Source organism: Oleiphilus sp. HI0128, from assembly GCF_001635365.1.
The window spans coordinates 1-10,275 of sequence record NZ_LWGG01000079.1; the positions used below are offsets into that span (position 1 = coordinate 1).

At 44.9% G+C, this 10,275-nt stretch carries 10 protein-coding genes; 9 read left to right on the forward strand and 1 reads right to left on the reverse strand.

Annotated features, from left to right (window positions below):
* The coding region (locus A3763_RS01000) for a PhnD/SsuA/transferrin family substrate-binding protein (RefSeq protein WP_197482664.1) at positions 1 to 506 on the reverse strand (506 nt) is incomplete at its 3' end.
* 373 nt (positions 507 to 879) lie between these two features.
* Here A3763_RS01000 and A3763_RS01005 point away from each other — a divergent pair.
* The 9 genes from A3763_RS01005 (at position 880) to A3763_RS01045 (ending at position 10,085) form a co-directional block, all read left to right on the forward strand.
* Positions 880 to 2,505: a CTP synthase gene (locus A3763_RS01005; RefSeq protein WP_068514118.1), complete on the forward strand. Its 1,626-nt coding sequence runs from the start codon at positions 880 to 882 to the stop codon at positions 2,503 to 2,505.
* A gap of 16 nt (positions 2,506 to 2,521) precedes the next feature.
* Positions 2,522 to 3,367, forward strand: coding sequence for a 3-deoxy-8-phosphooctulonate synthase (gene kdsA / locus A3763_RS01010; protein WP_068514121.1), 846 nt, complete (start codon positions 2,522 to 2,524; stop codon positions 3,365 to 3,367).
* Positions 3,368 to 3,447: 80 nt separating this feature from the next.
* A complete protein-coding gene (gene eno, locus A3763_RS01015; protein ID WP_068514123.1) occupies positions 3,448 to 4,740 on the forward strand; it encodes a phosphopyruvate hydratase in 1,293 nt (430 codons plus the stop codon).
* A gap of 317 nt (positions 4,741 to 5,057) precedes the next feature.
* Positions 5,058 to 5,336 (forward strand): cell division protein FtsB, encoded by a 279-nt coding sequence (gene ftsB / locus A3763_RS01020; protein WP_068514126.1) that lies wholly within the window; start codon positions 5,058 to 5,060, stop codon positions 5,334 to 5,336.
* Positions 5,337 to 5,408: 72 nt separating this feature from the next.
* Positions 5,409 to 6,716, forward strand: coding sequence for a 2-C-methyl-D-erythritol 2,4-cyclodiphosphate synthase (gene ispF / locus A3763_RS29995; RefSeq protein WP_068514129.1), 1,308 nt, complete (start codon positions 5,409 to 5,411; stop codon positions 6,714 to 6,716).
* Positions 6,713 to 7,696: a tRNA pseudouridine(13) synthase TruD gene (gene truD, locus A3763_RS01030; protein WP_082865198.1), complete on the forward strand. Its 984-nt coding sequence runs from the start codon at positions 6,713 to 6,715 to the stop codon at positions 7,694 to 7,696. Before ispF ends, truD begins: the two co-directional genes overlap by 4 nt.
* The gene (gene surE, locus A3763_RS01035) at positions 7,693 to 8,436 is read left to right on the forward strand and encodes a 5'/3'-nucleotidase SurE (protein WP_068514132.1); all 744 of its coding nucleotides are present in this window, start codon (positions 7,693 to 7,695) and stop codon (positions 8,434 to 8,436) included. Before truD ends, surE begins: the two co-directional genes overlap by 4 nt.
* 38 nt (positions 8,437 to 8,474) lie before the next feature.
* Positions 8,475 to 9,104 carry a protein-L-isoaspartate(D-aspartate) O-methyltransferase gene (locus tag A3763_RS01040; RefSeq protein WP_068514134.1) on the forward strand — a complete coding sequence of 210 codons (630 nt, stop codon included), beginning with the start codon at positions 8,475 to 8,477 and terminating at the stop codon, positions 9,102 to 9,104.
* Between the two features lie 78 nt (positions 9,105 to 9,182).
* Positions 9,183 to 10,085: a DUF368 domain-containing protein gene (locus A3763_RS01045; protein WP_068511502.1), complete on the forward strand. Its 903-nt coding sequence runs from the start codon at positions 9,183 to 9,185 to the stop codon at positions 10,083 to 10,085.
* Positions 10,086 to 10,275 lie beyond the last annotated feature (190 nt).

Sequence of the window (10,275 nt, forward strand, 5' to 3'; positions counted from 1 at the left end):
GGAAACGCAATGGTTGCATTTCTTAGTTCTGCCAAGGTCTTAATTGGTCCAGTTTTCTTAACGAATATTAGCCCTCTGATTGGCTGTGACTTGCGTTTGACCTGGGCCTGGTAGCCCGGAAACTCTTTAAATGCATGAAACTGCAAAGGGGTAGTGTAGGCAAGGTCGTAATGCCCTTTGGCCAGTTTTAATTCAAAATCGAGTTGGCTGCTGGCAGCTTCATATTTAAGTTCAATTCCCGAGGCTTGTTCCAAAAAAGAAATTACGTTTTGCCATGCTACTGTTTTAGTAGGAAGAGAGCTGCTTGATGTTGCATAGCTGAGTTGTTGGTCTAGCTTCTTTTGTTTCACCGCAAACTTGCTTTTTTTCTTAACGATCTGTTTTTCAAGAGCTTCCAGTTCGGCAACGGGTTTGGGGAACGAGGGCGCAACGCCGACAATTAAAGGTTTGGCATGTAAGGCTGAACTTAATGAAAAGGACAGTATAAATAATAGGCTTGAAACCACGGCTATTGCTGAGCACGAAAAGCCTGCTTTCGACTTTTTCAGAGCGCTGGGCACTATTGAATTGTCATGAGTTTGGGGGTGGGGGCGATACACGAATTAGCTCCATTTTTTGGCTTATGTTTATGATAAAAGACAATGTCAGCCTCTGCCAGGCCAGGTACTATAAATTTAATTTAGCTATGAGGCCTTTGCAGAAGAGATATTAGCTGTGATTGAACGCACATTTAGTTTGAGTGAAACCTCGCTTTCTGGTAATCTGGCGCCCCATCTTGAGATGAAAATCTCCCCCTTCTACATAAATATTTGAGTTAACTGAACTTTGCGTGGCGCAAGGTATGGAAAGCTCTTTGTCTGAGATATTGACGGGATTTGCATGACACGTTTTATTTTCGTGACAGGTGGTGTTGTATCCTCCTTAGGGAAAGGCATCGCTTCAGCTTCATTGGCTGCTATTTTAGAAGCTCGAGGGCTGAAAGTAACAATGCTTAAACTGGACCCATATATAAATGTGGATCCAGGCACGATGAGTCCTTTTCAGCACGGTGAAGTATTTGTTACCGAAGACGGTGCCGAAACTGATTTGGATTTGGGGCATTATGAGCGCTTTATTCGAACCACGATGTCCAAGCGAAATAACTTTACGAGTGGTCGAGTCTATGAAGACGTCATTCGCAAAGAGCGACGTGGCGATTATCTAGGTGGAACAGTCCAGGTAATTCCTCATATCACTGATGAAATCAAACGCCGCATCGTTGAAGGTGCTAACGGCTATGATGTCGCCTTGGTTGAAATTGGCGGCACAGTTGGGGATATCGAGTCGCAACCCTTTTTGGAAGCAGTGCGACAGTTAAAGATTGAAGTGGGCTCCCAGCGTGCGCTGTTTATGCACTTAACTCTAGTGCCTTATATTGCAACCGCAGGTGAGACCAAAACCAAGCCGACCCAGCATTCCGTAAAAGAAATGCGCTCTATCGGTATTCAGCCCGATATTCTGGTTTGTCGCTCTGATCACGAGATTGATGCATCATCTCGCCGCAAGATTGCTTTGTTTACCAACGTAGAAGAGCGCGCCGTTATCCCATTACAGGATGCAAACAGCATTTACCTGATTCCACGTATGCTGAATGAACATGGTTTGGATCAAATTGTCGTAGAACGATTTGGTCTGGAGTGTGATGAGGCCGATCTAACAGAGTGGGATTCAGTGGTTGAAGCTGAATCCAGTCCGGAAAACGAAGTAACCATTGCCATGGTAGGCAAGTACATGGAATTACTTGACGCTTATAAGTCTCTAATCGAGGCGCTTAAGCATGCAGGAATTCGTACGCGCACCAAGGTTAATATTGAGTATATTGATTCCGAGAGAATTATAGATGAAGGTACTGCCGTTCTAGAGTCAGTGGACGCAATTCTAGTGCCCGGTGGTTTTGGTAATCGTGGTGTTGAAGGTAAAATTCAGACAGTTAAGTTTGCGCGTGAAAACAAGGTTCCATATTTAGGTATTTGTTTAGGTATGCAGGTTGCTGTCATTGAATATGCTCGTCATGTCGCTGGTTTGGCTGATGCGCATAGTACTGAATTTGATAAAGGCTGCGAAAACCCGGTAGTAGGTTTGATCACTGAATGGAAAGATGCCAGCGGAGCTGTAGAGCAACGTGATGCGGGTTCAGACTTGGGCGGAACCATGCGCTTAGGTGCTCAGGAGTGTAATCTGGTTCAGGGTTCTAAGGCTTTCGAAAGTTATGGCAAGCCAGTGATCATTGAACGTCATCGTCACCGTTATGAAGTGAATAATAATATTCTGCCGCAATTAGAAGAGGCCGGTTTGATTGTTTCTGGTCGTTCAGCAGATAACTCATTAGTTGAAGTCGTTGAAGCACCGGATCATCCATGGTTTGTTGCCTGTCAGTTCCATCCGGAATTTACTTCAACGCCGCGAGACGGTCATGGTTTGTTTGAAGGTTTCATTTCTGCCGCATTCACAAATAAGTCTTCGTAAATAGAAGGGTATATAGATGAGTCAAAAAGTCATACAGGTCGGTGATGTAAAAATTTCTAATGATTTGCCATTTGTTTTGTTCGGCGGCATGAATGTATTAGAGTCCCGGGATCTTGCGATGCAGATTGCCGAGAAATATGTCGAGGTAACGACCAAGCTTGATATTCCTTATGTATTTAAAGCGTCTTTCGACAAAGCGAATCGCTCCTCTATTAACTCTTTTCGAGGCCCCGGCTTGGAAGAAGGCTTGCGTATTTTTGAAGAGGTAAAGAAAACCTTTAATGTGCCGGTCATTACCGATGTGCACGAGCCTGAGCAAGCAGCTCCGGTTGCTGAAGTTTGTGACATTATCCAATTGCCAGCTTTCTTGTCCCGTCAGACAGACCTGGTGGCAGCGATGGCCAAGACAAATGCCGTTATTAATATCAAGAAAGCCCAGTTCCTTGCGCCTCAGGAAATGAAACATATTTTGACCAAGTGTGAAGAGGCCGGCAATGACCAGTTAATTCTCTGCGAGCGTGGTAGCAGTTTTGGTTACAATAACCTGGTTGTCGATATGTTGGCATTTGGTGTAATGAAGAGCTTTGAGTACCCGGTTTTCTTTGACGTGACGCATTCTTTGCAGCAGCCCGGTGGTCGTGCAGATTCTGCTGGTGGTCGACGTGAAGCTGTAACTGACTTAGCGCTTGCGGGTATGTCGCAGGGTATTGCTGGTTTGTTTTTAGAAGCTCATCCTGACCCTGAAAATGCTAAGTGTGATGGCCCGTGTGCTTTAAGGTTGTCGCAGCTTGAACCCTTCCTTGCTAGAGTTAAGGCAATCGATGAGCTAGTTAAGCAATTTAAGCCTTTAGATACGGCTTAAAATATAGCGTTTATGATTTTGAATTTTGGCGTTGTTGAAGGAAAGACAGGGCCTGAAGTTATTATTTTTGGAGAAGTGTAATGACAACGATTATTGATATCAAAGGCCGTGAGGTCATGGATTCTCGTGGTAACCCTACTGTTGAAGCGGATGTGATTCTAGAGTCTGGTGTGGTGGGTACAGCTTGCGCTCCTTCTGGTGCGTCAACAGGCTCTCGTGAAGCCTTGGAGCTTAGAGACGGTGATAAGAGTCGTTATTTAGGTAAAGGTGTTTTAAAGGCTGTTGCCGGCATTAATGAAGAGATCAAGGCTGCGTTATTAGGTAAGGATGTTACCGATCAACGAGCTTTAGACCAAATTATGTTGGATCTGGACGGTACTGAGAATAAAGCTAAGCTGGGTGCTAATGCAATTTTGGCGGTTTCTTTGGCAGCAGCGAAAGCAGCAGCACAAGAAAAAGGCGTTGAGCTTTATGAGCATATTGCTGATCTAAACGGTACTTCTGGTCAGTACTCTATGCCTGTGCCAATGATGAATATCATCAATGGTGGTGAGCACGCAGACAACAATGTTGATATCCAAGAGTTTATGGTTCAGCCAGTTTCTGCTCCTACTTTTGCCGAAGCACTGCGTGCGGGCGCTGAAATATTCCATGGTTTGAAGAAGGTATTAAGTGAGCAAGGTCTAAATACCGCTGTGGGTGATGAGGGCGGTTTTGCGCCTGACTTGGCTTCTAATGCCGATGCATTGGCGGCAATCAAGGTTGCTGTAGCGAATGCAGGATACGAGCTAGGTAAAGACATTACGCTAGCCTTAGACTGTGCATCAACTGAGTTCTATGTTGATGGTAAATACGACATGAAAGGCGAAGGTAAGGCTTTCAGCCCTGAGCAGTTCTCTGATTATTTGGCTGAGCTTTGCGACCAGTATCCAATCGTTTCTATTGAAGACGGTCAGGACGAGTCGGATTGGGATGGGTGGAAGTATCAAACTGAAAAGTTGGGCGACAAAGTTCAATTGGTTGGTGATGACTTGTTTGTGACCAATACCAAGATTCTTTCTGAAGGTATCGAAAAAGATATTGCTAACTCGATTCTGATTAAATTCAACCAGATTGGTAGCCTGAGCGAAACCTTAGATGCGATTAAGATGGCTAAAGATGCAGGCTATACCGCAGTTATCTCACATCGTTCTGGTGAAACAGAAGACACAACAATTGCTGATTTGGCGGTTGGTACCTGTGCCGGCCAAATAAAGACTGGTTCACTTTGTCGTTCTGATCGTGTTGCTAAGTATAACCGCTTATTGAGAATTGAAGAGCAGTTGGGAAGCAAGGCGCCTTATAAGGGTAGAAGTGAGATCAAAGGACAGTAATTTCTGGCCTTGATTGAATGAAAAGCACTGTGCGTTGAACGTTCAGTGCTTTTTTGTCTTTAGGCAAAACAAGCCTTATCTTAAATTATGCTAATCTTCAGAATTCTTTTCGCTAAAAGCCAATTTCTGAACTAGAGTAAATTTATTCCAATATATGTTTGTTTATCCGTTTTTATGTAGCGGGGCTTTCTTGTCTCTACGCTGTGGTAGCGGGAAGAAATATCGTTTTTGCTTGTCTATGTGTCTTGTCAGCGTATGGCAATCTTTAAGTAATAATGTGACTAGTGTGAAGTTAAAGGTGTAGTGAAGTTGTCCTTATGAAAGTGCTCTGGAGTATAATGGTCATTGTTATTCTTGGTTTGCAGTACCGCTTGTGGTTTGGCAGTGGTAGCTTTGCAGAAGTTTCGCATTTGCGCGAAAAAGTGGCTTTGCAGCAGGCGGCGAATGACACCTTAAGTGAGCGCAATGCTCAGCTGAATGCTGAGGTGCTAGACCTTAAAAATGGCTATGATGCGATTGAAGAACGTGCTCGTTTCAGTTTGGGCATGATAGGGCGAGACGAAACCTTTTACATGGTAGTGGCTTCGAAACTATAATGGCCCATTGCAAGCGCCTGCCATGACCAAGAGCGGGTCATAGGTTTTTATTTATCACTTTGTGCCCCAACTATGTCGGTTTCAAGCCCCAGTCCTTCGTTTACCTCCTCACCCCTCTCAGGCTTAGACTCTGCTAAGCAAGCACTACCTCGGTTTTGGGTCATTATTCCGGCAGCGGGTGTTGGCAGCAGAATGCAAAGTGACATCCCTAAACAATATCTTCAGCTTGGTTCAAGCAGTGTTCTTTATCTGAGTGCCAAAGCCTTCCTTGACCACCCTCGCTTTACTCAGGTGCATATAGGTATTTCCGAGGCTGATGACTATTTTGATAGCGATAGTTTGGCTCAAGATGCTCGAGTGATTCAGTATAAGGGTGGTAGTGAACGCTTCAATACTGTTTTAAATGGTCTTGATGCTTTGGTAGGTATTGCCGATGAGCAAGATTGGGTGTGGGTGCATGACGCTGCGCGGCCCTGTTTAAGTCGAGAAGATATAGATAACTTGATTGAACATGTTGACGCCTGGGACGGTTCAGAGGGCGGTGCTATTCTGGCGTCTCGCGTTGTTGATACGATTAAGGTATCACAAGATGGAAGGGCGATTGAGGGTACTTCGGATCGGGACAAACTTTGGCGAGCATTTACACCACAAGTCTTTCGTTTTGCCGAGCTGCGCCATGCCCTAAGTGAATGTCAGCGGCTTGGGCTGACGGTGACCGATGAGTCGTCAGCAATAGAGCATATGGGTGGGGCGCCCTGCCTAGTTGAAGGCTCAGATGACAATATCAAAATTACGCGGCCGCACGATTTACGTTTGGCTGCAGATACCTTGGCTGCGCGGACGCAGCTGGGACGAGGTGAAAAAATGAATAGCTTTCCGAGAATCGGGAACGGTTATGACGTGCACGCATTTTGCGAGGGTGAAGAAATTATCCTGGGAGGCGTCAAAATTCCCCATCACAAATCTTTTATTGCGCATTCCGACGGGGATGTGCTGATTCACGCGATTATGGATGCAATGTTAGGTGCTTTGGCCTTAGGTGATATCGGTAAGCACTTTCCTGATACTGATGAAAAGTGGAAAGGGGCAAATAGTCGAGAACTGTTGTCTGCAGTAAACCACTTGATTTCAGAAAAAGGTTTTGTAGTTTCCAATATCGATAGCGTTATTATTGCTCAAGCTCCTAAGATGGCGCCGCATATAGGAAAGATGCAGGAAAATATTGCTCAGGACTTACAGGTTTCTCCTGAGCTGGTGAGTGTTAAAGCAACGACTACAGAGCGCCTTGGTTTTGCAGGGCGTGAGGAAGGAGTTGCTTGTCAGGCAAGTGTATTGTTAGTGCCTAAACCTAGCTGCGAAAGTGAAAGGAGAAGCGTGTGAGTGAAGTAAGGTCATTACCAGAATCACAGTTCAATCTGGTTTTTCCATGTATCGCTGACTTACCGCGGCCTGCCGGTGTCATTAAGACAAAAGAAGAAGACTTCTTTGTTGAAGAGGTCATGAATCCTGAGCTAAGTGGTGAGGGGGAGCACGTTTGGTTATGGCTGGAAAAAAATGGTCAGAATACTGAGTATGTGGCGGGTCAGTTAGCGCGTTTCTCCCACGTCAAAAAAGTGGATGTCGGGCTGTCAGGTTTAAAGGATCGTTGGGCGCTTACCCGGCAATGGTTTAGTGTTTATTTAGGGAATAAGCCTGAGCCTAATTGGAACGAATTTGAATGTGAAGGCGTAAAAGTACTCAGTTATCAACGGCATAATAAGAAGTTAAGACGCGGCGAGCATAGTGCCAACTTCTTTAGGTTGGTGGTGAGAAATATTGACAATATGGCTAATGTGGAAGCTCTTTTGCTACAAGTCAGAGATAAAGGTTTTCCAAATTACTTCGGTCCTCAACGATTCGGCTTTGACGGTGCGAATCTGGATCGTGGCGTACAATATTTTGAAGGTAAGATTAAAGCATCTAAAAGCCAGCGTTCTTTCTATTTATCGGCAGCTCGTTCGTACTTATACAACTTGAATCTAGCAAGCTTGATAGAAAGTGGGGATGACTTGAGCGCTGATCTAAGCGGCCCACTATACGGAGACGAAACGCCAGGAAGTAACGAACTGACTGAGCCAGAGAAAGAAATTCTAGAGGCGCACCCTGCCTTTAAAAAAGGAATACATCAAAATCGATTGCGTTTAGAGCGGAGGCCATACCTTGTTGTCCCTGAGGCGATGTCTTGGTCAATGGGAGAGGCTGAGCTTGAACTAGAGTTTCAATTACCTACGGGAGTCTTTGCTACTTCATTGCTTGCCGAAGTGTTTAACTTGTCTCAAGGCTTGGGAGAGGGTAATCAAGGCATGCGGAGCACACGATGAGTTTACTGATATCCAATGATGACGGTATTAATGCTGAAGGTATACAGGTACTCTCGGAGGTTCTATCTTCCAAGTTCGAGGTGAAGGTGGTTGCACCGGATCGTGATCATAGTGGCGCAAGCAGTTCACTGACTTTGAGTCGCCCTTTGCGTGTAATGGAAACTGCAAATGGCCATTACTGTATTGATGGTACGCCGACCGATAGTGTTCACCTAGGGGTCTCATCACTTTTTGATCTTGACTTTGAGCGTGTGGTCTCAGGTATTAACTCTCATGAAAACCTTGGCGATGACGTGTTATATTCGGGGACAGTCGCTGCAGCGATTGAAGGGCGGTTTTTAAAGCAGCCCGCTATCGCTGTTTCCCTAGTGAACCAGGGTCAGTTTCATTATCAAACTGCAGCAAAAGTGGTACTCGATTTATTGGTTCGCTCTAAAGATTTGGAAGTGCCTGAAAGAACCATTTTGAATGTCAATGTGCCGGATGTGCCTTATGAGCAGCTTAAGGGAATTAAAGTCACGCGTTTGGGGCATCGGGCAAAAGGGCTTCCCCCAGAGGAAGTGTCAGACCCACGAGGTCGACAGCGATATTGGATATCGCTTGCAGGCGAGGGAGACGATGCCGGAGAAGGTACAGATTTTGACGCGGTAAAGAACGGTTATGTTTCAGTAACGCCGCTTCAAGTTGATATGACTCGTCATGAGCTGATATCACAAGTAAAAGATTGTTTAGAGGATTGAATATCGTGAGTCAGACACTTGATCTCGAAGGAATAGGAATGACCTCGCGCCGTACCCGGATGCGACTCATTCAGCGGCTCAGGGATGAGGGGATTACCAACGAGGATGTATTGGCAGTCATGCTGGATACGCCGCGGCATATATTCCTCGATGAGGCGCTATCTCATCGGGCTTATGAAGATACAGCTTTACCGATTGGGCACAACCAAACTATTTCCCAACCTTATATTGTTGCGAGAATGACTGAGTTGTTGCTGCAAACGGCGCCGCGTAGAGTTCTTGAACTTGGCACCGGCTCTGGGTATCAGGCGGCGGTCTTGGCTCAGTTGGTGGGTGAGGTCTATAGTGTTGAGAGAATTAATCCTCTGTTAGAAAAAGCGGTTCAACGCTTTAAGCTGCTAGGCTTGAATAATATCAGTACTCGTCATGCCGATGGCGGGATAGGCTGGCCGGAGCGTGGTTTGTATGACGCAGTGATTATGACGGCGGCGCCCACAGAAATTCCATTGGAGCTGGTTCGTCAGTTAAAAGAGGGCGGGCGGATGATTTTGCCTTTGGGAGATGCTCAACAAAGCTTAACTATTGTCACAAGAAAAGGCTCAAGTTATGAACAAAAGATAATTGAGCCTGCGATGTTCGTACCCTTTCTTCCAGGAACGATTCGCTAATAAATTTAAGATACAAAACGGCACCATAAAGAGGTAGATGTGAAAATAGATGGATGGGTTTTTATAAAGGGAGTGTTGATGGGTGCCGCTGATATTGTGCCGGGTGTTAGTGGTGGCACTATTGCTTTTATTACGGGTATTTATGAGCGCCTGCTACAAGCCTTAAATTCAATTCTTCCTACTTTGTTACTAGCATTAAAAAATAGAAGCTTAAAAGGAGTCTGGGAAAAGGCAGACGCCAGTTTTCTTCTTACTCTGTTTGTTGGCATTGTGACAAGCGCAATATCCTTGGCGAAGGTGATTACTTTTCTGCTGGCTAACTTTCCTATTCCTCTTTGGGCCGGCTTTTTTGGTCTCATCTTGGCGTCTGTATACATAGTGGGTCGTGAAGTAAGGGAGTGGAGCGTTGGCTTGGTTATCGCAATGCTATTGGGAGCCGTATTTGCCTGGGGCTTAACCTCAATGTCTCCAGCGAGTATTGATCAAACACTCTTTAACGCCTTTCTATCGGGTGTGCTTGCGATTTGCGCTATGGTGCTACCAGGTATCTCCGGAAGCTTTATCTTACTGATTCTGGGCACCTATGCTTATATTCTTGGGGCGGTGAAGGACTTTGATCTCGCCGTATTAAGTGTCTTTGTGCTGGGGTGTGGTATTGGTATTTTGTCCATTGCCAAACTACTTGTTTGGACATTTTCACGTTATAGAAAACTGACTTTGGCTGTTTTAACAGGCTTTATGATTGGTGCCTTGAACAAGGTTTGGCCTTGGAAGCAGGTTTTAAGCTATCGCGAAAACCGTCATGGTGAATTAGTACCTTTGTTAGAGGCTAATATTTCTCCGGATAAGTATGTAGCCTTAACGCAAGAGTCTTCCTATCTAGTGCTTGCAGTGATTTGTGCCATTGGTTCAGCTTTAATTGTATTGCTGCTTTCCCGCTTGGGCGCAAATAATGAGAAAGAGAACACAAAAAGTGTGTGATCTGTTTTAATAAGAGTGTTTCTTAGGGTAACACTGGTGTATTTTGCGGTAACGTTTAATTTGCTTATATTCTGAGCGAATAAGATAGAAGATGAATGACTTAGCTAAGTAACTTAATATTCTTCATTAAGTTAAAGAAGTAAAAAGAATTAAATAAAAAAATATTATAGCTATATGTTATGGAGAGGTT